General features: G+C 65.8%; 20 protein-coding genes and 3 tRNA genes. 18 read left to right on the forward strand and 5 right to left on the reverse strand.

Features of this window, described 5'->3' with window-relative positions; translation table 11 throughout:
• Positions 1–14 precede the first annotated feature (14 nt).
• Together infA and HBF32_RS00915 are read right to left on the reverse strand one after the other, a co-directional pair.
• Entirely contained in the window at positions 15–233 is a 219-nt protein-coding gene (infA, locus tag HBF32_RS00910) for a translation initiation factor IF-1 (protein WP_072323067.1), read from the reverse strand.
• 59 nt (positions 234–292) lie between these two features.
• Entirely contained in the window at positions 293–568 is a 276-nt protein-coding gene (locus HBF32_RS00915) for a polyhydroxyalkanoic acid system family protein (protein WP_166697762.1), read from the reverse strand.
• A 162-nt stretch (positions 569–730) separates the two neighbouring features.
• Here HBF32_RS00915 and HBF32_RS00920 point away from each other — a divergent pair, with 162 nt between their 5' ends.
• The 11 genes from HBF32_RS00920 to HBF32_RS00970 all read left to right on the forward strand — a co-directional run bounded on the left by HBF32_RS00920 (position 731) and on the right by HBF32_RS00970 (position 10,503).
• Positions 731–1,498 (forward strand): FHA domain-containing protein, encoded by a 768-nt coding sequence (locus HBF32_RS00920; protein WP_166697763.1) that lies wholly within the window; start codon positions 731–733, stop codon positions 1,496–1,498.
• Between the two features lie 172 nt (positions 1,499–1,670).
• Positions 1,671–2,756, forward strand: a complete 1,086-nt coding sequence (gene serC / locus HBF32_RS00925; protein ID WP_166697764.1) for a 3-phosphoserine/phosphohydroxythreonine transaminase — start codon at positions 1,671–1,673, stop codon at positions 2,754–2,756.
• A 78-nt stretch (positions 2,757–2,834) separates the two neighbouring features.
• The gene (gene pheA / locus HBF32_RS00930) at positions 2,835–3,935 is read left to right on the forward strand and encodes a prephenate dehydratase (RefSeq protein ID WP_166697765.1); all 1,101 of its coding nucleotides are present in this window, start codon (positions 2,835–2,837) and stop codon (positions 3,933–3,935) included.
• On the forward strand, positions 3,932–5,044 hold the full coding sequence (gene hisC / locus HBF32_RS00935; protein WP_166697766.1) for a histidinol-phosphate transaminase: 1,113 nt from the start codon (positions 3,932–3,934) through the stop codon (positions 5,042–5,044). The genes pheA and hisC overlap by 4 nt, the downstream gene beginning before the upstream one ends.
• Positions 5,041–6,345 (forward strand): 3-phosphoshikimate 1-carboxyvinyltransferase, encoded by a 1,305-nt coding sequence (aroA, locus tag HBF32_RS00940; RefSeq protein WP_166697767.1) that lies wholly within the window; start codon positions 5,041–5,043, stop codon positions 6,343–6,345. Before hisC ends, aroA begins: the two co-directional genes overlap by 4 nt.
• Before the next feature lie 261 nt (positions 6,346–6,606).
• Positions 6,607–7,398 carry a 3-deoxy-manno-octulosonate cytidylyltransferase gene (gene kdsB, locus HBF32_RS00945; protein WP_166697768.1) on the forward strand — a complete coding sequence of 264 codons (792 nt, stop codon included), beginning with the start codon at positions 6,607–6,609 and terminating at the stop codon, positions 7,396–7,398.
• 211 nt (positions 7,399–7,609) lie between these two features.
• Positions 7,610–9,436, forward strand: a complete 1,827-nt coding sequence (gene uvrC, locus HBF32_RS00950; RefSeq protein ID WP_166697769.1) for an excinuclease ABC subunit UvrC — start codon at positions 7,610–7,612, stop codon at positions 9,434–9,436.
• Positions 9,437–9,485: 49 nt separating this feature from the next.
• Positions 9,486–10,100 (forward strand): CDP-diacylglycerol--glycerol-3-phosphate 3-phosphatidyltransferase, encoded by a 615-nt coding sequence (gene pgsA, locus HBF32_RS00955; protein WP_166697770.1) that lies wholly within the window; start codon positions 9,486–9,488, stop codon positions 10,098–10,100.
• A gap of 38 nt (positions 10,101–10,138) precedes the next feature.
• Positions 10,139–10,214 (forward strand) — tRNA-Gly (locus tag HBF32_RS00960).
• A gap of 80 nt (positions 10,215–10,294) precedes the next feature.
• A tRNA-Cys gene (locus HBF32_RS00965) sits at positions 10,295–10,368 on the forward strand.
• A 48-nt stretch (positions 10,369–10,416) separates the two neighbouring features.
• Positions 10,417–10,503 (forward strand) — tRNA-Leu (locus HBF32_RS00970).
• A gap of 271 nt (positions 10,504–10,774) precedes the next feature.
• Here the strand turns inward: HBF32_RS00970 and HBF32_RS00975 are convergent.
• Positions 10,775–11,359 (reverse strand): methyltransferase family protein, encoded by a 585-nt coding sequence (locus tag HBF32_RS00975; protein ID WP_166697771.1) that lies wholly within the window; start codon positions 11,357–11,359, stop codon positions 10,775–10,777.
• Positions 11,360–11,581: 222 nt separating this feature from the next.
• Between HBF32_RS00975 and HBF32_RS00980 the strand changes: the two genes are divergently transcribed.
• Positions 11,582–11,860 carry a hypothetical protein gene (locus HBF32_RS00980; protein WP_166697772.1) on the forward strand — a complete coding sequence of 93 codons (279 nt, stop codon included), beginning with the start codon at positions 11,582–11,584 and terminating at the stop codon, positions 11,858–11,860.
• Between the two features lie 13 nt (positions 11,861–11,873).
• Here the strand turns inward: HBF32_RS00980 and HBF32_RS00985 are convergent, their stop codons facing one another.
• Together HBF32_RS00985 and HBF32_RS00990 are read right to left on the reverse strand one after the other, a co-directional pair.
• On the reverse strand, positions 11,874–12,227 hold the full coding sequence (locus HBF32_RS00985) for a hypothetical protein (RefSeq protein ID WP_166697773.1): 354 nt from the start codon (positions 12,225–12,227) through the stop codon (positions 11,874–11,876).
• Positions 12,228–12,291: 64 nt separating this feature from the next.
• Positions 12,292–15,312, reverse strand: coding sequence for a TonB-dependent receptor (locus tag HBF32_RS00990; RefSeq protein WP_166697774.1), 3,021 nt, complete (start codon positions 15,310–15,312; stop codon positions 12,292–12,294).
• 173 nt (positions 15,313–15,485) lie between these two features.
• Here HBF32_RS00990 and HBF32_RS00995 point away from each other — a divergent pair, with 173 nt between their 5' ends.
• The 6 genes from HBF32_RS00995 (at position 15,486) to HBF32_RS01020 (ending at position 23,888) form a co-directional block, all read left to right on the forward strand.
• Complete coding sequence (locus HBF32_RS00995; RefSeq protein WP_338039719.1) at positions 15,486–16,199, forward strand: FadR/GntR family transcriptional regulator; 714 nt, start codon at positions 15,486–15,488, stop codon at positions 16,197–16,199.
• Between the two features lie 279 nt (positions 16,200–16,478).
• On the forward strand, positions 16,479–19,298 hold the full coding sequence (locus HBF32_RS01000) for a TonB-dependent receptor (RefSeq protein ID WP_205287675.1): 2,820 nt from the start codon (positions 16,479–16,481) through the stop codon (positions 19,296–19,298).
• Between the two features lie 4 nt (positions 19,299–19,302).
• Positions 19,303–20,187 carry an aldose 1-epimerase gene (locus HBF32_RS01005; RefSeq protein ID WP_166697776.1) on the forward strand — a complete coding sequence of 295 codons (885 nt, stop codon included), beginning with the start codon at positions 19,303–19,305 and terminating at the stop codon, positions 20,185–20,187.
• A 17-nt stretch (positions 20,188–20,204) separates the two neighbouring features.
• Positions 20,205–22,448 (forward strand): alpha-galactosidase, encoded by a 2,244-nt coding sequence (locus HBF32_RS01010; RefSeq protein ID WP_338039720.1) that lies wholly within the window; start codon positions 20,205–20,207, stop codon positions 22,446–22,448.
• A gap of 95 nt (positions 22,449–22,543) precedes the next feature.
• Complete coding sequence (locus HBF32_RS01015; RefSeq protein WP_166697778.1) at positions 22,544–22,744, forward strand: hypothetical protein; 201 nt, start codon at positions 22,544–22,546, stop codon at positions 22,742–22,744.
• 490 nt (positions 22,745–23,234) lie between these two features.
• Positions 23,235–23,888 (forward strand): response regulator, encoded by a 654-nt coding sequence (locus HBF32_RS01020; RefSeq protein ID WP_166697779.1) that lies wholly within the window; start codon positions 23,235–23,237, stop codon positions 23,886–23,888.
• Positions 23,889–23,928 lie beyond the last annotated feature (40 nt).

A 23,928-nucleotide genomic window follows, 5' to 3' on the forward strand; every position in this document is an offset into this window, starting at 1 on the left:
CGGCGCCGGGCGCCTTACTTCATGCGGTAGGTGATGCGCCCCTTGGTCAGGTCGTAAGGGGTCATTTCGACCTTCACCTTATCGCCCGTGAGGATGCGGATGTAATGCTTGCGCATGCGGCCGGAGATATGGGCGGTAATGACGTGCCCGTTCTCGAGCTGCACGCGGAACATGGTGTTGGGCAGGGTCTCCAGGACCGTGCCTTCCATTTCGATGACGTCGTCTTTTGCCATGTGTCCCGGGTCGGCAGACGGCCGGAATGGCCGCATAAGTCCTCTAGTATGCCATAGGATCAGCCGAACTGCTCGTCCAGCTTCTTTCGGATCTCATCCTCGATGGTGCCGCGCAGGGGCGAGAGGAGCATGCCCAGCTCCGCGGTGACGTGCACGTCGCTGGCGGAAACGGCGATCGCGCCCTTCACTCCCGAGCGCGCGAAGGTGAGGGTGTCGCCCTGCCAGGTGCCTTCCGTGCCGAATTTCTCGCGCATGCGCGCGGCCACCTTGTCGACCACGGCCCGGGCGTTCTCCACGGTGGTTCCGTGGGGACGGCGGATGTCGATCTTCGCCATGGAAGACTCCTCGATTCGGAAAAGGAGGAGTCTAGCAGGCCCCCGGCGGAGGCGAGTCGCACCTCACGCTTCGTACGCCACGACGCGCGCTCAACTGCCCCTTTGCGTTCAATTAGATACCGCACTCTGCTAAAGTCGCGTCGTCAACGTCCCGGTCCCTCCATGCGCATTGAATTCGTCAGCTCGGCACGCGGTGATTTCCACTGGTCACGGCCCGTGCTCACGATCGGTCGTGCGGACGAGTGCGACCTCGTCGTGTCCGAGGCCCAGGTGGCCGCCCGCCACGTCACCATCCATCGCGACCGTCGCGGGCTGGTGCTCAAGGTCGAGCCCGGGGCAGGGCGCGTGTACGTCAACGCGCGGCCCGTTCGCGAGCGGGCGCTGCTCCGGCCGGGCGACAGCCTGTCGCTCGGCGACTGCCGCATGCTCGTGCGCGACGACACCGACCTCGATGCGCGCGAACGGGCCGCGCCGACGGAATCGCGTTGCACGGTGGCCCTGCGGCCGGTGGCGGGCCCTCTTTCGGGGCGCGTGGTCGCGGTGGGCGATCGCCTCGAGCTCGGCTCCACGCACGGCGCACTGCCGCTCGAACTGCCCGGCAACGATGCCGCGCTGCTGACCCTGGCCTGGGACGACGGGGAGCTGGTGCTCGACGCCTCGCGCGTGCCGGCGCGCCACGCCGTTCGCGTCAACGGCGTGAAGGCGGTGCGAGCGTCGCTGCAACCCGGCGACCAGATCGGCATCGCGGCGCACCGGTTCGTGCTCGAAGGACCGGGCTGGGCCGCCGAGCCCGTCGTGGTCATGCCGGAACCCGAGCCGGAGCCGGCGTCCCGCGAAGCGGAAGCGCCGCGCGGCGACGTCTGGTGGCTGATCCTTACCGCGGCGTTGCTAGCGCTCGGTATCGCGGCGGTCCTGTTCGTCCAGTTCTAGTTACGAGTAAGGATCTTCGCGATGCCTTGTGGGAGCCGGCTGCGCCGGCGATCCCGCGGCAGCGGGCCAGGCGCCGCGAGCAATCATCGCCGCTGAAGCGGCTCCCACAGAGAGCGGCTTGCCGCCGTGCGTGTGGGCATAATGCGGGTTCCTCCCCGTAAGCGAGAACGAAGTGAGCAGAGCGTGGAATTTCAGCGCCGGCCCGGCGGCGCTGGCCGAAGCGGTCCTGAAGCGGGCGCAGGCGGAGATGCTCGACTGGAACGGTTCCGGGGCCTCGGTGATGGAGCTTTCCCATCGCGGCAAGCGCTTCATGGAACTGGCCGCGGCCACCGAACGGCGGTTGCGCCGCCTGTTGGACATACCGTCGAACTACAAGGTGCTGTTCCTGCAAGGCGGTGCGACCCAGCATTTCGCTCAGATCCCGATGAACCTCGCGCCGGAAGGCGGCACGGCCGATTACATCGTCACCGGGATCTTCAGCAAGAAGGCGGCGAGCGAAGCGGCGTTCCATGTCGACGCGCGCGTCGCCGCCACCTCGGAATCGACCGATTTCCTCACGCTTCCGCCGCGGCCGGCATGGCGATTGAATCCGCAGGCCTCGTACGTCCATTACACGCCCAACGAAACCATCCGCGGCCTCGAGTTCCATGAGATTCCGGATGTCGGCGACGTGCCGCTCGTGGCGGACATGTCATCGAACATCCTCGGCGCGCCGCTGGACGTTTCACGGTTCGGAATGATCTACGCGGGCGCGCAGAAGAACATCGGCCCGTCCGGCCTCGTGCTGATGATCGTTCGGGACGACCTGCTGGCACGTCCGCCGCGACCGATCGCGAAGATCCTGCGCTACGCCGAGCAGGCGGCGAACGATTCGATGCTCAACACGCCGAACACCTGGGGCTGGTACCTCGCCGGCCTCACCTTCGAGTGGATCGAGCAAGAGGGTGGCCTCGCCGCCATGGCCGAGCGTAACGCGCGCAAGTCCGCGATGGTTTACGACACCATCGACGGCTCGAATGGTTTCTATCGAAACGATGTGGAGCGTGCCGCGCGTTCGCGCATGAACGCGTCCTTCGTGCTGCACGACGGCGCGCTGGACAGCATGTTTCTGGCCGAATCCGAGGCTGCCGGCTTCATCGGCCTCAAGGGGCACAAGGCCGTCGGAGGCATGCGCGCCTCGCTCTACAACGCGGTGTCGCCGGCCGCGGTGGAAGCGCTCGTGCAATTCATGCGGGACTTTGCGGCGCGGCACGGTTAAAGTCGGAAGTCGCCGCGGTGCAACATGGCCTCGCGGCGCAACCGTTTCACCTGCAACCACTCAGCCGCCTGGACGTCCATGAGCAAGACCCCTGCCGATAAACAAGCCACGCTTGCCGAAGCGCGTACGCGCATCGACAGCATCGACCAGCAACTGCAATCGCTCATCAGCGAGCGCGCCCGTTGGGCGCAGCAGGTCGGCCGGGCCAAGGGCCCGTTGAAGGCGGCGGTGGAATATTACCGGCCCGAACGGGAAGCCCAGGTGCTTCGCGGCGTGATCGACCGCAACGACGGCCCGCTGCCGAACGCGGAACTCGTGCGCCTGTTCCGCGAGATCATGTCGTCCTGCCTGTCGCAGCAGCAGCCGCTGAAGATCGGCTTCCTCGGCCCCGAAGGCACCTTCAGCGAGCAGGCCGTGCGCAAGCACTTCGGCCATGCCGCTTACGGCCTCCCGCTGGGCAGCATCGAGGAAGTCTTCCAGGAAGTCGCCGCCGGCAACGCGGATTTCGGCGTCGTGCCCGTGGAGAATTCGGGGCAGGGCATGATCCAGATGACGCTGGACATGTTCCTGGTATCGAAGGCCACCATCTGCGGCGAGGTGGAGTTGCGCGTCCACCAGAACCTGCTGTCGCTGAGCGGCGAGCTGAAGGACGTGAAGCGCGTTTATTCGCATCCGCAGTCGTTGCAGCAGTGCCAGGGCTGGCTGCGCGTCAACCTGCCGCACGTGGAGCGCGTGCCGGTGTCGAGCAACGCCGAGGCGGCACGCACGGCGAAGCTCTCGCCGGAGTCCGCCGCGATCGCCGGCGAGACGGCAGGGCGCGTCTACGGCCTGAAGACCGTCGCGGGTCCCATCGAGGATCGCTCCGACAACACCACGCGCTTCCTGGTGATCGGCCGCTCGATCTTCCCGCCGTCGGGTAACGATCGCACCTCGCTGCTGGTGTCGGTGCGCGACAAGCCAGGCGCGTTGTTCGACGTGCTGAAGCCGCTCGCCAAGCACGACATCAGCATGAACCGTATCGAGTCCCGTCCGGCACATACCGGGAAGTGGCAGTACGCGTTCTTCATCGACGTGTCCGGCCATGTGGACGATCCGGCCCTGCAGGCCGCGCTCGAAGAAATGAAACCCGCCGCCGCGGACGTACGCGTGCTCGGCTCTTACCCTGTCGCCCTCCCATGACGTCCCCTTTCGATGCAGCCGCGCTCGCCAACCGGGCGACGTCGGCACTCCGCGCCTACGATCCCGGTCACGACCTGCCCGCGCTGCGCCTGCGCTTCGGCGCCGTCATTGCCGAACTCGGCTCCAACGAAAACCCGCTGGGTCCGAGCCCCCGCGCGATGCGCGCCGCCACGCAGGTGCTCCAGGACATCTGGCGCTATCCCGACCCGCTTGGCGCCTCGCTGAAGCGCAGGCTGTCCGAGTCGCAGGGAGTGCCCGTCAACGGCATCACGCTCGGTAACGGATCGCACGAGCTGTTGATGCTGCTGGCGCAGTGCTTCGCGGATGCCGAGCATCCGGTGGTGCACTCGCAGTTCGGCTTCGCGGTGTTCCCGATCGCGGCGGCCGCGGCGGGCGCGCCATCGGTGGCCGTGCCCGCACTCCCCGCCGATCATCCCGAAGCGCCTTACGGGCACGATCTCGAGGCGATCGCCAAGGCCGTCACCGCCGACACGCGGCTGGTCTACCTCGCCAACCCGAACAATCCCACGGGTACCTGGTTCGGCGACGCGACACTGGAGGCCTTCCTGGGCAAGGTCCCGGCACAGACACTGGTGGTCGTGGACGAGGCTTACCACGAGTATGTCGACGCGGAGGGTCTGAGCACCGCGGCGCGCCTGCTCGACCGTTTCCCGAACCTCGTCGTCACGCGTACCTTTTCCAAGGCCTATGCGCTCGCCGGCCTGCGTATCGGCTACATGCTGAGCCATCCGTCCGTGGCCGCCGTCTGCGAACGTCTGCGCGAGTCGTTCAACGTGAACACGGTGGCGCTCGTGGCGGCGGAAGCCGCGCTGGGGGACGATGAATATCTGGCCCGGGTGCGCGAGACGAACCGCCGCGACCGCGCCTGGCTTGCCGAAGAACTGTTGGCGCGAGGCTATCGGGTGCTGCCGTCGCAGACCAACTTCCTGCTCGTGGACCTTGGGCGCGACGCCGCGTCGTTCGAGGCGCACCTGTTCGAGCGCGGTGTGATCGTGCGTCCGATGATCGGCTACCGGCTGCCACATACGGTGCGCGTGAGCATCGGGAGCCGGGCGGAACTGGAACGCCTGCTGGAGAACCTCCCGTGAGGCGGGTGGACTGGACCAGCCGCGCGGGCGGCCCCCTGCGCGGCGGGATCGTCGTGCCGGGCGACAAATCCGTTTCGCATCGCGCGCTGATGTTCGGCGCCATCGCCGAAGGTGTGACGCACATCCGCGGCTTCCTCGAAGGCGAGGACACACGCGCCACCGCCGCCATCCTCGGCCAGCTCGGCGTGCGCTTCGAGACCCCGTCGGCGGGAGAACGCGTCGTCCACGGCGTGGGCCTCCACGGTCTTCGGGGCAGCGTCGAGGTGCTCGACTGCGGCAACGCGGGAACCGGCATGCGCCTGCTCGCCGGCCTGCTCGCGGGGCAGGCCTTCGACTCCACCCTGGTCGGCGACGAATCGCTGTCGCGCCGGCCGATGCGCCGTGTGACCGATCCCCTGGCGTCGATGGGCGCGTCGATCGACACGACCGACGGCAAGCCGCCGCTGCGAATCCATGGCGGTGCCGCGCTGCACGGCGTGACCTACCATCCGCCGGTCGCCAGTGCCCAGATCAAATCAGCGCTGCTGCTGGCAGGCCTCTACGCGGAAGGATTCACGGAGGTGGTGGAACCCCATCCGACGCGCGACTACACGGAGAGCATGCTGAAGGCTTTCGGTTGGCCCATCGACTATTCGCCGGGACGCGCGCGCCTCGAAGGCGGCCATGTGTTGCGGGCGGTCGACGTGGATGTACCGGCCGACTTCTCGTCCGCGGCGTTCTTCGTCGTGGCCGCCTGCATCGTGCCGGGTTCCGACGTGCGCCTGAAGGCCGTTGGCCTCAATCCGCGGCGCACGGGCCTGCTGGCGGCACTTCGCCTCATGGGTGCCGACATCGTCGTGGAGAACGAGCGCCGCAGTGGCGGCGAGCCCATCGGGGACCTCGTCGTCCGCTACGCGCCACTGCACGGCGTGGAGCTGCCGCTGGAGGTCGTTCCCGACATGATCGACGAGTTCCCCGCATTGTTCGTCGCGGCCGCCGTGGCCGACGGCACCACGACGATCCGCGGCGCGGCGGAGCTGCGCGTGAAGGAATCCGACCGCATCGCCAGCATGGCCAGCGGCCTGAAGGCCTGCGGGGTGTCGATCGAGGAGCTTCCCGACGGTGCGATCATCCGCGGCGGCCCCATCGGGGGCGGTCACATCGACAGCCATGGCGACCATCGCATCGCCATGAGCTTCGCCATCGCGGGGCTCGTGGCCTCGGCCCCCATCGCCATCGGCGACTGCGCCAATGTCGCAACCTCGTTCCCGGGCTTCATGGAACTGGCGAATGGAGCGGGATTCCACCTCGTCCAAGCCTGAGGAAGCCCAAACTGTAGCAATTGTCTTTGTGGGAGCCGCTTCAGCGGCGATGGGTGCTCGCGACACGCTGGCGCGCTGCCGCGGGATGGCCGGCACAGCCGGCTCCCAGAAGGTTCCCTCAGGGCCCGCTTCTGTAGGAGCCGCCATGGCGGCGAGAGCACTCTTGCCACGTGTTCGCAAGGTTTCCTCGCCGCCATGGCGGCTCCTACAAGGGCCGCGAAGGCGCTACGCTTCCGTTTCCCGAGGACTCGGATACCCCCCATGGCTGCAAAGATTCCCCCGTTCGTCGTCGTGGTGCCCGCGCGCTTCGGCTCCACCCGGCTTCCGGGCAAGCCGCTGCTGAAGATCGGTGGCGAGTCGATGATCCGGCGGGTGGCCGCGAGAGCGGGGCAGGCGGGGGCGGCGCAGGTGGTGGTCGCCACCGACGACGAGCGCGTGGTCCATGAACTCCGCGGCTGTGGCGACATCCTGGTCTGCATGACCCGGGAGGACCACGCCTCGGGCAGCGACCGTATCGCCGAGACCGCGGGTTACTTCGGCTGGCCGGACGATACCGTGGTCGTGAATCTCCAGGGCGACGAGCCGTTCGCCCCCGCCGCGGGGATTCGCGCCGTGGTGGCCACACTGGCCGGCGACGAGGCGCCCATGGCCACCCTGGCGACGCCCATCGAGGAAGCCGGCGAGCTTTTCGATCCCAACGTGGTCAAGGTCGTTCGTGGCGGCAACGGCAGGGCGCTGTACTTCACCCGCGCGCCCGCCCCGTGGGCCCGGGACGCTTTCGCCCGCGACCGGGGCGCACTCCCGCCCGACGTGCCCTTCCTGCGTCATATCGGTATCTACGCCTACCGGGCAGGCTTCCTGCGCCGCCTGGCGGCCCTGCCGCGGACGCCACTGGAGCAGGCCGAATCGCTCGAGCAGCTCCGCGCCCTGGAGCACGGCTACGCCATTTCGGTCAGCCCCACCCCCGAACCCTTCCCCCCCGGTATCGACACAGCCGAAGACCTGGCCCGGGCCGAGCGCTGGCTGGCTGGGCAGGTCCGGGAGAAGTTGTAGGGTTTTTCCTGCACATGGCCGTGGACCGGCCCTACAAGCAGCGCAGGACTTCACCGAGCGCGCGAGCAAGGGCCCCGACGTAATCTAACCCCGTCGCCACACTCACCCCTAGCAGGACGGCGACGCTCCCAAGGAAGGTCCTCGCCGGCATGGCCCATCCCCATGCCGGCGTTTTCGCGTCCGCGATCCGCCAACGCGGTAAAATGACGGAATGGAGCACATCGAGTCGCATCCGTTCGACGGCAAGGCCTTCGTCCGCCATCTCACCACCTCTCCCGGCGTCTACCGCTATTTCGATGCGGAAGACGAGCTTCTGTACGTCGGCAAGGCGGCCAACCTCAAGAAGCGGGTAGGCAACTACTTCCTGAAGCCGCCGATGGACCCGCGCATCGCGTCGATGGTGTCGCAGATCGCCCGCGCGGAGGTCACGCTCACGCGCACGGCCGGCGAGGCGCTGCTGCTCGAATCCCAGCTGATCAAGTCGCTGAAGCCGCGATACAACATCGTGCTGCGCGACGACAAGAGCTACCCCTATATCTACCTGTCCGGCGGCGAGGACTACCCGCGCCTGGCCTTCCATCGCGGGGCCAAGACAGGCCCGGGACGCTATTTCGGGCCGTATCCGAGCACTTTCGCCGTGCGCGAGAGCCTCGGCCTGATGCAGAAGCTGTTCAAGGTGCGCCAGTGCGAGGACAGTTACTTCAAGAACCGTTCGCGCCCCTGCCTGCAACACCAGATCGGTCGCTGCAGCGCGCCCTGCGTGCGCCTCATCGACGTGGACGACTACAAGAGCGACGTGCGCCACGCCGAGATGTTCCTGGAAGGGCGCAGCAGCGCGGTGATCGATGAGTTGGCCGCGTCCATGGAGGAGGCCTCGCGCTCCCTCGCCTTCGAGCGTGCGGCCAGCCTGCGCGACCAGGTGGCCGCGCTGCGCAAACTGCAGGCCCAGCACTTCGTGCAAGGCGCCAGTGCGGACATGGACGTCATCGCCTGCTGCATGGAAGGCGGCATGGCCTGCGTGAGCGTGCTGTTCTTCCGCAATGGCGTCAGCCTCGGCTCGCGCGACTTCTTCCCGCGCCTGCCGACGGACGCCTCGATCTCGGACGTGCTCTCGCAGTTCATCGCGCAGTACTACCTGGAACGGCAGGTACCGCGCGAACTGGTGCTGAGCGATCCGGTGGAGGACATGGACGTGCTCGCGTCGGTCCTGTCCGATCATGCCGGTTACACCGTGTCGCTGAAACCCAGTGTCCGCGGCGAGCGGGCACGCTTCCTCGAGATGGCCCAGCGCAACGCCAGCGCGGCGCTGACCTCGCGTCTGGCGAGCCGGCACACGCTGCTGGCGCGCTTCGACGACCTGCAGAAGGTGCTGGAGCTCGATGCCGCCCCACGGCGCATCGAATGCTTCGACATCAGCCATACCCGTGGTGAGCTGACCGTCGCCTCCTGCGTGGTGTTCGGGCCGGAAGGACCCGAGAAGTCCCATTACCGGCGTTTCAACATCGCCGGGATCACGCCGGGCGACGATTACGCGGCCATGCACCAGGCCCTGACCCGGCGCTTCAAGAAGGTGGTGGAAGGTGGCGCGAAGCCCGACATCCTCCTGATCGACGGCGGCCTGGGACAGGTGGCGCAGGCCGTGGACGTGCTGCGTGAGCTTGGGGTGGAAGAGGGCATCCGCGTGGTCGGCGTGGCCAAGGGGCCCGGCCGCCGTGCGGGCGAGGAGACCCTGGTGCTCGCCGACAGCGGCAAGGCCCTGCACCCGGGAACCTCGTCGCCGGCCCTGCACCTCGTGGCCGCCGTGCGCGACGAGGCGCATCGCTTCGCCATCAGCGGCCATCGCCGCCGCCGCGAGGCGGCACGCGAGCGGAGTACGCTCGAGGACGTGGCAGGAGTGGGCGCGCGTCGCCGCGCGGCGCTGCTGAAGGCCTTCGGTGGCCTCGCGGGCGTCGAAGCCGCGGGCGTCGAAGAATTGATGAGCGTAAAGGGCATTGATCGCGGCCTCGCAGAGCGCATCTATGCCATGCTGCACCCCTGAACGAATGGACGTGCGGCCTTCGGGTTCCGCTTCCTGCACCGGCTGACTTATGCGAATCAATCTTCCCACGTGGCTGACCTTGTTCCGGGTGCTTCTGCTCCCCGTCATGGTCATCGTCTTCTACCTGCCGTTCCGCGGCGCGAACCTCGCGGCCGCGGTCGTGTTCGTGCTCGCCGCGGTCACCGACTGGCTGGACGGTTACCTGGCGCGGCGGCTGAACCTCACCTCGGCCTTCGGCGCCTTCCTGGACCCGGTGGCCGACAAGCTCATGATCGCCGTGACCCTGTTCCTGCTGGTGCAGTCGCACCGGGGCGGCTGGCCGGGCATCCTGATGGCCGTGACGGCTTCGATCATCGTGGGCCGCGAGATCGGCGTGTCGGCGCTGCGCGAGTGGATGGCCCAGATCGGCGCCCGGTCCAAGGTGAAGGTGGCCTTCCTCGGCAAACTCAAGACCGCCATGCAGATGGTGGCCCTCGTGGTGCTCCTGCTCCAGCACGACGCGGAAACGCTGCGCCTGTACCACGTAGGCGAGGCGATGCTGGTGCTCGCTGGCGTCCTCACCATCTGGTCCGGCCTCGACTACCTGCGCGCCGCGTGGCCGAGCCTGCGCGAGGATTCAGGAGAAGTGAAAAAAAGTGAAAAAAAGACGGTGCAAAGTGGTTGACACATTCCCCATCTGATCTAAAATAGCCGGACAACGACGCGGGAATAGCTCAGTTGGTAGAGCACGACCTTGCCAAGGTCGGGGTCGCGAGTTCGAGTCTCGTTTCCCGCTCCAAGTAATTCCACAAAGCCTCGGTCCGCCGAGGTTTTGTTTTTTAAGCGCTTCGCGGATACTCTTCGCGCTGCGCAAGCGATGGCCGGGTGGCAGAGTGGTCATGCAGCGGACTGCAAATCCGCGTACGCCGGTTCGATTCCGACCTCGGCCTCCATCGCATTCCAAGGCGCACCCGCTCACGCGGTGCGCCTTTTTTCTTTCCGCCCGGATGGCGAAACCGGTAGACGCAAGGGACTTAAAATCCCTCATCCGAAAGGGTATGTGGGTTCGAGTCCCACTCCGGGCACCATCGGCAAGTTCAATACCCCGATTCGCCCCCTCGATCCTAAGTGGCCGACTGCCCAGGGAGCATGCGGAGCGACAGAGTCGCCGAAGCATTGGCGAGGGTGGACAGCACTTGCGGAAGCCGACGACGCTTAATCTCTATGCGCGTCAAGTTGCGCTCTGCCTCAATCCGGCGGCACGGTGGGCTGCAACATGCACCATCAGCGCCATCGCAACAACCGACCACATTGAACTCCTGTGCTGCACGGGCCACGGCGCCTTCTGAAATTCGCTCTTTAGAAAACTCGCGGAACAAGAGCCGAAGTTCTTTCCTTATAGGCCGCATAGACCTCGCCGAAGGTCTCCCCCAGCATGCGTTCCTCCATTCGGAGCTTGCGCCAGAATGAAGCGAAAACGATCAGTATGGCGAAGATGCCACGCACGTCGCCTACCTGGATCGCCGTACCGACAAACGCCATGAGAATTCCTGTGTAGATGGGGTGCCGGATATAGCGATAAGGGCCGGCTTCAATCAGTTCGTGATCCTGCTTGATCTGCACGACGCTGCTCCAGTTGCGGCCCAACAGGTAACGCGACCAGCAGGCGAGCGCGACTCCCGCGGCTACGATCAGGAGGGCCACGGCAAACACGGGGGCGGTATGTGGCACGATGCCTTCGCGCAGCCAGTTGCGCCCATACCATTCGCCCGGGCCAAGCAGTACGAAAGCGAGCGCCAACGGCAACCAGTAAAGGAGAAGCCGGGTCATCCACGGCTCGCCACGCGCGACGGTCTTATTGCCGCGGGCACTCCAGAGCCACCAGGCGAGCAGGACATACCAACAAGCGCTGATTCCCAGCTTCAGCCAATCTTCTGTCTTCATCCATTCCCCTTGATCGGCGGGCCCCAGTTCCCGCCGCTGTCTGGAATATTGCACTTCGGGGTCGGATTGCCTAGTGGGGTTTCCCGTGACGCTCAAGCGTGCAAGGGTCGAGTCAGCATGGGTTTCGGTAAGCGGACGCGAAAGCGGAACCGCGTCCCCACTAATGATTCACGACGGCATCACCGTTACGCAGCGCTAATTCGAGCCAGAGGAGGCCCGAACATGCTGCAATTGAATCCCGCGCTACCGCTCAATACACCAAAGGGGGAGGGCTTCGCCCACTTCCTGATCGATTATGGTCCGGAGTCCGATCTTTACTGGACAGTGTTCATCACCGAGACCGGGGAGATATGGACTTTCGCGAACAAGGACGTGCGCGCCTCGAAGAACATTACCCTGGGTCGAAGCTCGCCGTCGCAGCCGCCCCGGGCCCCCGCTCGCGGCGTGTCGTCGGAAGGACGAGGGCCCGCGCTTGTTCCGCTGAACGGGAAGGACGGGTAACTCGAGGGAAGAGCTAATCGCGGCTCACGAGCCATGCATTGGGCAGGTGCAAGCTCTCGCATCCCCGCTGGCATACCAGTGCGGTGCGGGGACCGGAAAACTCGAGGTGGGTACCGTCCGCCAGTTCGAGCACGAGGTCGCCTTGTTTCGAGGCGTCGGTCTCATGGGCCAGCCCGTTCTTCACGACGGTGACTTCCACGGTGAAGTTGTCCGGTCCCCACGACCAATTGGCTACGCCTTCGTCGCCGTCGATCCGGATTTCGGCGGCATCCCCTTTTTTACCGCTGACGAGGTGCCATGTTTCCTGCGAGCAGGCGGAAATCATGGTCAATGTGCCTGCCAGCGCGAAGATCGCGATACTCCTCATGACGTCCGCTCCCCGATACCTGCCCCTGTATCGGCAGCGGACGCCGTTCCTTTAGCAAGATCGATCAGAAGTCGTAGTTCATTCCCAGTCTTACATAGCGCGGCGGTTCGAGCACGGTGGCCGTGCCGTAGAGGTCGTTCCGCTGGGAGGGCGTGGCCTTGGAGTTGTTCTGCGAATAGATCGCAAGCGGGCGCTGCTCGTCGAAGACGTTGAACACGCTCAGGTCGAAAGACAGGTGGTGGTCCGCGAACGCCGGGGAATAGTCGAGGTTGAGGTCGACCTGGCGCGTCCACGGCAGGTCGCCCTGCTTTCCGGGCGGCGAGGGCTGCCCGTCGCACCAGTGGTAGAGGCTGCCGTAGCCGTTGGGGCCATTGGTCGCCGGATCGTCGGGTGTCGGCCCGTAGAAACCCAGGCAATAGCGGGGAGCGCCCGAGGCGACCCTCACTACGCCGGAAACCATCCACTCGGGCGAGAAACGGTACACGCCGTTCAACTTGAGCTGGTGGGTGTGGTTGTTGCTCAGCAGGCCATTGGCGTTCTCCATGACGTAGGCATTGTCCCAATCCTGCGTGACGCCCACCGAGTCGTCGCCGCGGCTGGCGGTGAGCAGGCCCGACGAGTTGCCGTAGCTTCGCGAGAATACGTAATCGACCCGGCCACCCCAGGGCCCTTCGGCCAGGGGGTGCTCCAGGAACATCTCCAGGGCGTAGTAGTTGCGTTTGGGGCCTTGCCTGAACCCCCAGTCGTCGTCGCTCATCGGTACGGTCACGTACCCACCGGTCGTCGCGACCTCGAAGTCGTTGGTCTTGCCGGGATTGAAGATGTAGCAGCTGCCGCGGTTGGCGACGACCTGGTCGTCGGTCAGACCGTACTGGTCCTTCGCCTTGCCGATCAGCAGGTTCGCACTGTCGCATACATCGTCCGAAATCTGCCGGAGCTTGCGGAAGGTACCCTTGACGCCGGCGATCCAATGGTCGCCGAGCGCCTTCGTGGCGCCCAGGATGAATTCGTCCTGGTATTCCGCGCCGAGATTGGTCGAGGCGACTGTGCGTGGATCGGGGGCCGAACCCGTATGGCCGTTGACGTAGAAGCTGCCGAACTGCGCGAGCCCGGTGGGCATGCCATTGGGCGCGATGCCCGTATAGGTGTAATAGCTGCGCTGCCACTGGTATCCGGTAGCGCCGTCGTAGGCCGTGTTGTTGTTGATGGCGAGGTAATACCGGCCCAGGTTACCGAACACCTTGAGCGTGGCGTCGCCGAACACGTCCCAGCTGAAACCCGCACGCGGGGACCAGTTGTGGTCCTGCGAGGTGAACTTCACGCTGCTGTTGTTGTAATTGTCGAACGAGTCGTTCCGCACGCCGAGACTGAGCAGGAAGCGGTCGCTGACCTGCCAATTATCCTCGAGGTACTGCGCCCGTTCGACGGTCTTCACACCTGACGCGCCGTTGGTGATTTCGTTGACGACGTAATAGCCGCGGCCGCCGGGCGCGCCGATGCCGTTGGCGAGGTCGATCGCGCCGGCGCTTTGTCCGTAGGTCCAGGTGGATTGGTTGTTGCCCTGGTCGATCGTCTCCGGCTTGTCGTTGTCGACGCCGAGGTTGATCGTGTGGTCGCCGAGCTTCCATTCCAGGTTCAGCTGCAGGCTCGTGTTCTGCGAGCCCTGGTCGGGTGCGGACAGCGACGAGATGGTCTGCGAATTGCTGATCGACTGTCCGCCGTTCAGCAGCGGATCCTGGTCGGTGATGTTCTGCAGGTAGGGGAGGGTGGGGTCGTAACCTGCGGGAGCGCTGTAGTCATGCAGTCGCATCCGCCCCCACAGGGCGGTGAAGGTGACATCGTCGGTGACGTAGCTGGTGAACTTGCCGATATATGCCGTGCCACCGGTTTTCGTGAAGACCGACGGGACGGCCTGGCCATTCGTGCCGAGGTCCGCGTAGTTGAAATTCCTGTTCTGGCCGGAGCCGGATTGCTCGCTATGGATGCCGGTCACCTCGAGGATGTTGTTGTCGGTGATGTTCCAGTTGATCTTCGCGTACCACTTGGGCGTCTTGTTCCTGTAGTGGAGCCGCGACGATTGTGCGGAGAGGTTCGAGGGATCGGCATTCGTCGCCGTGGTGTCCCCGCGTGTCGTGTCCTGCTCCGCCGCCGCGAACAGGTACAGGCGGTCGGCGATCAAGGGGCCGCCGATGTAGGCGCTATAGGTCGTCGTCCAGCTCTTGTCCTCTTCCCGGAAGTCGTAAAGCTGACCGGCGAAGCGGTTCCGCGCATAGCGGATGTTCTCCGGCGAGGAGGCGAGCGAGCGCGGGCTCCACTGGGCCTGGAAGCCATAGTGCCAGGTATTCGTGCCGCTCTTTCCCACCTGGTTGATGACGCCGCCGTCCGAGCGTCCGTACTTGGCGCTGTATCCGCCGGTGAGCACCTCCTGCTGGTCGATGGCGCCATAGGGCAGTTGCAGCGCTCCTTCGCCCTTGTAGGGGTCGGTCGTATTGAATCCGTTGATGTAGTAGGCATTCTCGGCGCCGCTCGATCCGCCGAAGGACACCAGGTTCCCACCGCCGCCGATGCGGCTGGCGTACAGCGCGCCCGAAGTCGCCGTGCCGGGGGCGAGCAGGGCGATGTCTTCGGCCGTTCTCGCAAGGGGCAGTTGCCGCAGCTGCTCGGCGGAAATCACCGTGCGCGAATCCACGGTCGTTACGTCGATGGCGGGTTGGGCATTCGCGGACACCGTTACACCGCCCAGATTCGTCGCGGCGGTGGATGTCGCCGCCGCGGTGCCTGTGAAGTCGATCTTCGCGGCGCCACCGACGCGGAGCGCCACGTTGCCATGCGTGGAGACGACGGCACCGCCTCGAAGGAGGCTGACGGCATACGTGCCGACAGGCAGCGATCCGGCCTGATAATGACCCGAGGCATCCACCGCCACCTCGCGGCGCACACCGTTGGAGCCTTCGACGCGAACGGTGTCACCCGAACCGCCGCCGGCGATCGCCCCGAAGACCGAGCCCGTGGTCGATTGCGCGGCGACCGTACCAGCCAACGCCATGCCCATGCACAAAACGAGGAACTTCCGCGTGTCGGTCATCGTGACGTACCTTCTCGAGGGTTTCGGTCACCATGACCGATGCGGACCGGGTGGTGATGTGAGCAGCGTCACGCGACGAAGCGTAGGCCTTTGTCGGATTGACGCCCGGGGACGCGGCTGTGTAGCGTTGTCGGGAGATATAGCGCATCGCACAGCTGAGGGAGCGACACATCGTGAAACCTGTGACCACGCGTAACCTGCACGGCCAAGTGGTCCGGGAACTGGGTCAGCTGATCGTCAGCGGCAAGCTGGCGCCGGGTGAAGGGTTGCCGCGCGAGGAAGTCCTCGCGGAGCGGATGAAGGTGAGCCGCACGGCCCTGCGCGAGGCCATGAAGGTATTGGTGGCAAAGGGCCTCATCGAGTCCCGTCAACGTACCGGGGCGCGCGTGCGCGATGCGATGTACTGGAACCAGCTCGATGCCGACGTGCTTGCCTGGCGCTGCGCCCTGATGCCTACGGACAGCTTCGTCGAGAAACTCATCGAGATGCGCGAGCTTATCGAGCCCGCGGCCGCGGCGGCAGCCGCGAAGCGGCGCACTCCCGGGCAACTCGCCGAGCTGAAGGTCGCTTACGAGGCGATGGCCGCCTCGGAAGACCTCGACGCCTGGGCGGAGGCCGACCTGGCCTTCCACGAGACCCTGCTGCGCGCGACCAACAACGAGCTCATGGTCTCCTTGTTCTCCGTGATCGAGACGGCTCTCGGCACCTTCTTCCTGCTTTCCGCGCGGAATGCGGCGAACTTCAAGCTGGCGCTCCCATACCACGAGAAGGTCTATGAGGCGGTGCGTAAACGCCAGCCCGAGATGGCGCGGCAGGCCATGCTGAGCATGGTGGCGGAGTCGCGCAACAACATCCGCGGGCGCGGCCGCCGCACGAAATCGTCCTGATCCCCCGGTTCCGGCCGTTTCCGGCCATGCTGCGCCGCAGCTTGCAGTCGGATAATAATAAAATACTACAATTCAGCCCATCGACGGTCGGGCGGGTGTAGTGCCGGTCGGGGCGTCGCGGGGAAACGGTTCGGGATCGGCAAAGAGACGCACGAAACCAACGGGGCGACAGGTCGTCCTCGAGGGTGGTCTGCGGCCTGCGTCCGGCCCCGGTTGAGGCAAATGGCAGTCCATCCATAGAGGGGAGTCGGAATGCAGCGGAAGGTGTTGGCGTTGTCTGTGCGTAACGCGTTGGCGGGCATGATCGGTATCGGTCTCATCGGCGGTTCCTTCCAGGCCCATGCCCAGGAGGTGGCTTCCGCGGCGCCGGCGGCGCCGGCGGGCCCGGTCGCCCAGTCGCAGGACACGGCGGCCGCGACCACTCGGGATGGGAAGGTCAAGGACAAGAAGGCCGTGACCGACCTGGGCGGCGTGCAGGTGACCGGCCAGCTCCAGTCGCTGTACCTCTCCCAGGCAACCAAGCGCGATTCGATCAGCGTCGTGGACTCGGTGTCCGCCGAAGAAGCGGGCAAGTTCCCCGACCAGAACGTGGCCGACGCGCTGCAACGCGTGCCCGGCGTGTCGGTGAACCGCGGCGGTGGCGAGTCCAACCAGATCACCGTGCGCGGCTTCGGCCCGAACTTCGTCAACGTGCTGGTGAACGGCCGCACGATGGCGACCGCCGCCACCGACCGCGCTTTCGACTTCGACGTGCTGCCTTCGGAGATCATCCAGCAGGCGGTGGTCCAGAAGACAGCCACGCCGGATACGGAAGAGGGCGGCATCGGCGGCACGGTGAACGTCATCACGGCGCGTCCCTTCGACTTCAACGGCTGGCACGCGGCCGGCAGCGCGGCGGCGGTGAACGATCATACGGGCGGCGGTTTCGGCGGCAAGACCACGCCGAAGGTCTCCGGGATGCTCGGCAATACGAACGCGGACCACACGTTCGGCTGGCTCGCCTCGGTCGTTTACTACAAGCGCGACCACGTCCAGCAGACGATGGACACGGGCGGCTGGCTCGCCAACCAGGACTTCTCGCGGATCAACCCGGCGTACACCAACGTCTCGTTGCCGCAGACCTTGCAGGGGCAGTCCACCCAGGAAACGCGCACCCGCCGTTCGTTCAACGGCGCGATCGACTGGAAGCCCGCCGACGACTTCACCGTGAAGGTGGACGGTTTGTTCTCGGAATACCAGGTGGATTCCGACGTGCGCGGCTTCGGCCTCTACACCAACACCGGCATCATCAATTCGATCACGCCGGATGCCAACAACACCGCGCAGCATTTCGGCGTGGATGCCTCGGGCGGCATGGCGAACGACTATATCGTCAGCTCGGTGCCGCGCGATGCCTTCAATACCCAGGTTGGCGCGAACTTCAACTGGCAGATCGATCCCTCGATGCAGGTGGATTTCGATAGCGCTGTCTCGCGCGCCTGGAACAAGAAGTCGGCGGACAGCAACTTCACGGTACTCGGAACCCGCAACATCGGCGCGACGCCCGAGTGGCAGAACGGCGGCAGCAACCACCTGCCGAGCTGGAGTGGCTTCCTCCCCACCGACGATGTCGACGCACTGCATGCGCACGTGCCCAACCAGGGTACGCAGAGCGCCAACGTCACGGACGCCATCTTCGAGAACAAGCTGCATTTCTCGAAGAGTTTCCTCGACGGTGCGCTGGCCCGGCTGGATTTCGGCGTCTCGAACACGCAGCGCAAGAAGACCAAGCTCACCTACAAGACACCCGACGACGTGGCCTGCGCGGTCTACTGCGGCTACGCCGTGAACGTGCCCGCCGATGCCGTCGATGCACACGTGTTCAACGGTGGCAGCCTGGTGGACGGCGTATCGTCGACCTTCCCGCACCAGTGGGTCACCTACGACGTCAACAAGCTCTTCGAATACCTGGCCTCGCCGGCGGCGTACAACCAGCTGGCGAACCCGGCGGCCTTCCAGGCGGCGCTCGCGGCCAACGGCGGCAGCTTCGCCGCCCGCCCCGATCCCAGCTCGTATGCGCAGATCAAGGAACATACGACCTCGGCCTACGGCAGCGCCACGTTCGAGCAGGATGCGTCGATGCCGTGGACCCTGAACGTCGGCATGCGCTATACGAAAACCGATACCACGTCGCGCGCGTTCTCCATCCCGATCCTCGCGATCGCGGTGAATCCGGCCGATCCGACCAATGCCATTCCCACCTATGGCTCGCTGACGCCGATCTCGCAGAAGGGCGATTACCACTACTGGCTGCCGTCGGCGAACTTCAAGCTCAACCTGCGCGACGACCTGGTCTTCCGCGCGGCGGCCTCGAAGACGCTGACCCGCCCCGATCTGGGCGACCTGGCGCTGAACGTGAGATACAACTTCCGTCCGCAGGACCAGACGATCGACCAGGGCAACGCCAACCTGCTTCCGTACGTGTCGAAGAACTACGACGCCGGCCTGGAGTGGTATTTCAACGACACCAGCTATACCGCGATCGACCTGTTCTACAAGAAGGTCAGCAACTTCACCACGAAGATCACCACCAATACGACCCTGCTCGGCTTCCCGTTCCAGCTGACCGAGCCGGTGAACCTCAACGACGCCACCATCAAGGGCGCGGAGCTGACCTTCAACTACCAGTTCACGAAGCTGCCTGCGCCTTTCGACGGCCTTGGCGTGGCGACGAACTACACCTACGTCACCAGCGACACCTCGATCAGCTCCGACCATCTTGCCAGCACGGGCCGTTTCGCGGTCCCGGGCATCGGCAACTCGTCGAATTTCAGCCTCTACTACCAGAAGGGGCCAGTGGAGCTGCGCGCCGCATATAACTGGCGGCAGAGCTACCTCACGCTGCTCGCCGGCAACCAGGGGCAGCCCACGTCCGTCAAGTCGTACGGCCAGGTGGACCTGAGCGCCAGCTACAACCTCAACAAGCACGCGTCGATCTTCCTGTACGCCACGAACCTCACCAACGAAAATATTTACCAGTACCAGCTGCTGAGCGACCGGCTGAGCTACGCGGAGGCGAATGGCCGCACGTTCTTCGTCGGCGTGCGCGGCTCGTTCTGACCGCATGACCGAGCCCGTCCCGCTCCAGCTGCGAAACGATTCGCTGCGCCTGTGCGTCTTGCCGTGGATCGGCGGCGGCATCGCCAGCCTGGAGTGGAAGGGGCGCGGCGATGCCGTCGCCCTGATGAGGGGCTGGGACGGGGCCCCCGATCCCAACCATCTCGCCTGTTACCCCCTGCTGCCGTGGAGCAATCGCATTGCCCACGGCGGCTTTTTTCATCGGGGACGCGAGGTGACGCTCGCGCGCAACCGTGCCGACGACGCATGGCCCATCCACGGCAGCGGCTGGCAGCGCGAATGGACGGTGTCCCATCACGACGACCTGACACTCGCGTTGACGCTGGACGAATCGGTGCCGGAGGCCTACAGCTACCGTGCACTCCTCGGTTATCGTCTCGATGGGGACACACTGCGTGTTCGCCTTCGCGTGACGAATACCGGGGAGTTCTCGTTGCCGTTCGGACTTGGCCTGCATCCCTTCTTTCCGCTGCACGGTGGAGTGCGGCTGTCCGCGGCCGCGCAGTCGGTGTGGCAGAACGATGGCGTCTCGCCCTTGCCGGTGCGCCGCGAAGCCGTGCCGGAGGCCTGGGACTTCGCCCGGAACCGCCCGTTGCCGGCCGGCGGACTCAATCATGCCTTCGACGGCTGGACGGGCGAGGCGGCGATCGAATGGCCGGCGCTGGCGCTCCGTCTCCATGTCGAGTCGGATGCGGGCAGGTATGTTCTCTACGTACCGGAGGGCGGCTCGTTCTTCTGCTTCGAGCCCGTGGACCATCCGATCGACGCCGTGCATCTCCCGGGCGGCCCGCTCGCTCATGGCATGACCGACCTGGCGCCCGGCGTCAGCCTGGAACGATCCTTCGCCTTCCGCGCGGAAACATGGCGATAGACAAGGAACAGCGCGACGTGAAACGTACGTCTCCAACGATCCGCCTCCTCCTCGTCCTCGCGGCGGGCCTCTTTGTCGCCACGATCGCGGATACCGCCGTCGCGGCGCCCTCGAAGGACGCCGTGCCGCGCTACGACGCGGCCCATCGCGTCTTCCGCCTCGACGCCGGCGACGTTACCTATGCGATGGGCGTGAACGCCGATGGCATCTTGCAGACGCTTTATTGGGGAGCGCGACTGGCGCCGGACGATCCGCTCGGTCCCGCCGTTCCCGCGCCGGAGCGCTCGTCGTTCGATCCGGCCGGCAGTCTCACGCCGCAGGAGTACGCGGGTTGGGGTGGAGCGATGACCGCCACGCCCGCGTTGAAGATTCGCCTGGATGACGGCAATCGCGACGTCGTACTGCGCTACGACAGCTATCGCATCGACAGGAACGCGTTGTCGATCCGCCTGCGCGATGCGCAGGCCGGCGTGACGGTCGACCTGCGCTATACGGCGGATGCGGCCACCGGCATCGTGGGACGTTCGGCCCACATCGAGAACACGGGCAAGCAGGCGTTGACGATCGACAGCGCGGCGGCCGCGACATGGAACCTCCCGCGCGGCGACTATTCGCTGCGTTATCTCACCGGTACCTGGGCGGGGGAATGGCACCTGCAGACGCGCGCGGTGACGCCGGGGGCCACCGTGCTCGAGAGCCGTCGCGGCAGCACCGGCGACGAGAACAATCCCTGGTTCGCCATCGGCCGCGGCGACGCATGGAACGAAGAGCACGGCGACGTCTGGTTCGGCGCGCTGGCGTGGAGCGGCTCGTGGCGCATCCAGGTCGACGAGGACATTCTCGGCCAGGTCCGCGTCACCGGCGGTTTCAACCCGTTCGATTTCGCGTATCGCCTGCCCCCGGGGCAGGGCCTCGACACGCCGGTGTTCTATGCGGGCTACACGACGCGGGGCGTCGGTGCCGCGTCGCGCCTCATGCATCGTTTCGAACGCGAGCGCGTCCTTCCCGGTGGCGCGGACGCCAAGCTGCGTCCCGTCCTCTACAACTCATGGGAGGCCACCGAGTTCAAGGTGGACGAGGCAGGGCAGGAGCGCCTTGCGGAGAAGGCCGCCGCGCTCGGCGTCGAACGTTTCGTCGTGGACGACGGCTGGTTCGGCGCGCGGGACAGCGACCATGCCGGCCTCGGCGACTGGGTGGTGAACCGGCGCAAGTTCCCGAACGGGCTCAAGCCGCTGATCGACAAGGTGCATGGCCTCGGCATGAGCTTCGGCCTGTGGGTGGAACCGGAAATGGTGAATCCGGACAGCGATCTCTATCGCGCGCATCCGGATTGGGTGCTGAACTTTCCAGGCCGCGAACGCAGCGAAGGCCGCCACCAGCTCGTGCTGAACCTGGCCCGAGAGGACGTGAAGGCCCATGTGCTCGAGGTGCTCGACGGCCTGCTTCGCGACAACGACATCCAGTTCCTGAAGTGGGACTACAACCGCAACTGGTCCGAGCCCGGCTGGCCGCAGATGCCGGCGGACGAACAGCAGAAGGTGTACGTGGCGTACGTGCGCAACCTCTACGACATCCTGCGCGTATTGCGCGCACGGCATCCGGAGGTGGAGATCGAGTCGTGTTCCGGCGGCGGTGCGCGCGTGGACCTCGGCATCATGGCGCTCACCGACGAAGTCTGGCCCTCCGACAACACCGATCCGTCCGACCGGCTCTCGATCCAGGACGGCTTCAGCTATGCGTACGCGCCGGCCACGATGATGGCCTGGGTCACGGGTTCGCCGAACTGGGTGAACGGCCGCAGCACCTCGCTGGATTTCCGCTTCCTTTCCGCCATGCAGGGCGGCCTCGGTATCGGCGCCAACCTGCTCGAGTGGACGCCCGCCGACGAAGCCTCGGCGCGCGGTTACGTCGCCGAATACAAGAAGATCCGTGCGACGATCCAGCGGGGCGCCCTATACCGGCTGATGTCGCCGCAGCGGCGCGCGCCCTGGTCGGCGACGGAGTCGGTCGCCGCCGATGGCAGGCAGGCCGTGCTTTTCGCGTTCCAGCGCCAGGGCGAGGAAGCGCGGCCGTTCCCGACGCTGCGCCCGCGCGGACTGGACCCGGCGGCGCGTTACCGCGTTCGCGCGATCCACGGGAAGATGGCGCCGGGCACGCCCAGCGCGGCGAGCGGGTCATACTGGATGGAACGCGGCATCGACCTCGTCATGAAAGGCGACCTCCAGGCGGCCGGTCTGGTCTTCGAACGCGAGGGGAAGTAAGCGTGGAGACGGTCTAGCTCCAGACTTCACGTCGCTCCAATGCGGTGGCGGCGACGCTGTCGGCAACGCGCGACGATCAGGATGGGAGGACGGCCATGGCTACGGTTGTATCGGGTTCTCACACGAGCACGATCGGTGCGCTCGCGGCGGGCAAGCTGCTCGCCAAGGCCACGGATGGGCGCTGGGGCCCCGCCATCCTCATCCTCGCCGGCATCATCCTGCTGCGGAAGCGCGCCGCCGCACGGTCGGCGCGCCGCGCACGCGCCGACCGCGATCCGATGGATGCGGCGCACTGACGACTACTTCTTTCCCTGGTTGTCTTCGCCGGTGTCGTCCAAAGGGTCGCCGGAGGCGTCGGTCGGCGGCTGCTCCGTGGGGCCGCGCCTGTCTTTCGGGGGCGTATCCTGGCCCGGCTCCTGCGGTGGGAGATTTTTCTCATTGGCCATGGGGATTCTCCGTCGGGGGAGCGTCCACCTTGACCGGCCGTTGCTGACGGCCGCGTGCCCAGCGTGTGAGCGGTGTGTCGCGGCTCGATGCCATGCTCGAGCGTGCAGGCGGGCGTGGGAAATCGGCGCGCACCTACGTCGCGCTGCGGCAAGCGACGACGCGATCATCAGGCTGTGCGTTGGCGCGCGGCGCGGGGATACCGCTACATAAAGCCGGTCCAGGTCACGATCATACCCTCACGCTGGTTGTCTCGCCTGCACATCTGGCATTGTATGCATTCGCAGGCGGCGCCCGGTCCGAACCGTGCGTCTAGAACAGTCGGCCCAGGGAGGGCACTAGATGATTAACGTTATTTTGGTCGATGACCATGAACTGGTCAGGACCGGCTTTCGAATGATCCTGCAACAACAGGCCGATCTACGCATCCGCGGGGAGGCAAGTTCGGCGGAAGAGGGCCTGCGCCTCATCCGTTCGCATTCGCCGGATATTGCGCTGGTCGACGTCCACATGCCGGGCATGAGCGGCGTGGAACTGACGGAGCGGATCATTCGCGCAAAGCTGCGCACGAACGTCGTCATCCTGACGGTCGTGGACGACGCGCGGTTTCCCAAGCGCCTGCTGGACGCCGGCGCTCTCGGCTACCTCACGAAGGGCTGTTCGTCGGACGAACTGTTGAGCGCCGTACGCCAGGTCGCGTCGGGGCGCCGTTACCTCGCACCCACCGTGGCGCAGCAATTGGCGCTGGCCACCCTCGACGGCTCCGATTCGCCGTTCGATACCCTTTCCACGCGCGAGATGGAAGTCTCGATGATGCTCGTTCGCGGCATGCCGCTCACTTCGATCGGTGAACGGCTGAATCTGAGCCCGAAGACGGTCTCGACCTATAAGCAGCGCCTGATGGAGAAGCTGCATGTCGAGCATGTCGTGGGCCTTGCGCACCTGATGACGGTGCATGGCCTGCTCGATACGCATAACCATCAGGTCGGGAGTTGAAACCGTTCTGATGCCGATAAAAAAACGCCGGGCTTAGCCC

Source organism: Luteibacter yeojuensis (assembly GCF_011742875.1).
GTDB classification, from domain to species: Bacteria; Pseudomonadota; Gammaproteobacteria; order Xanthomonadales; family Rhodanobacteraceae; genus Luteibacter; species Luteibacter yeojuensis.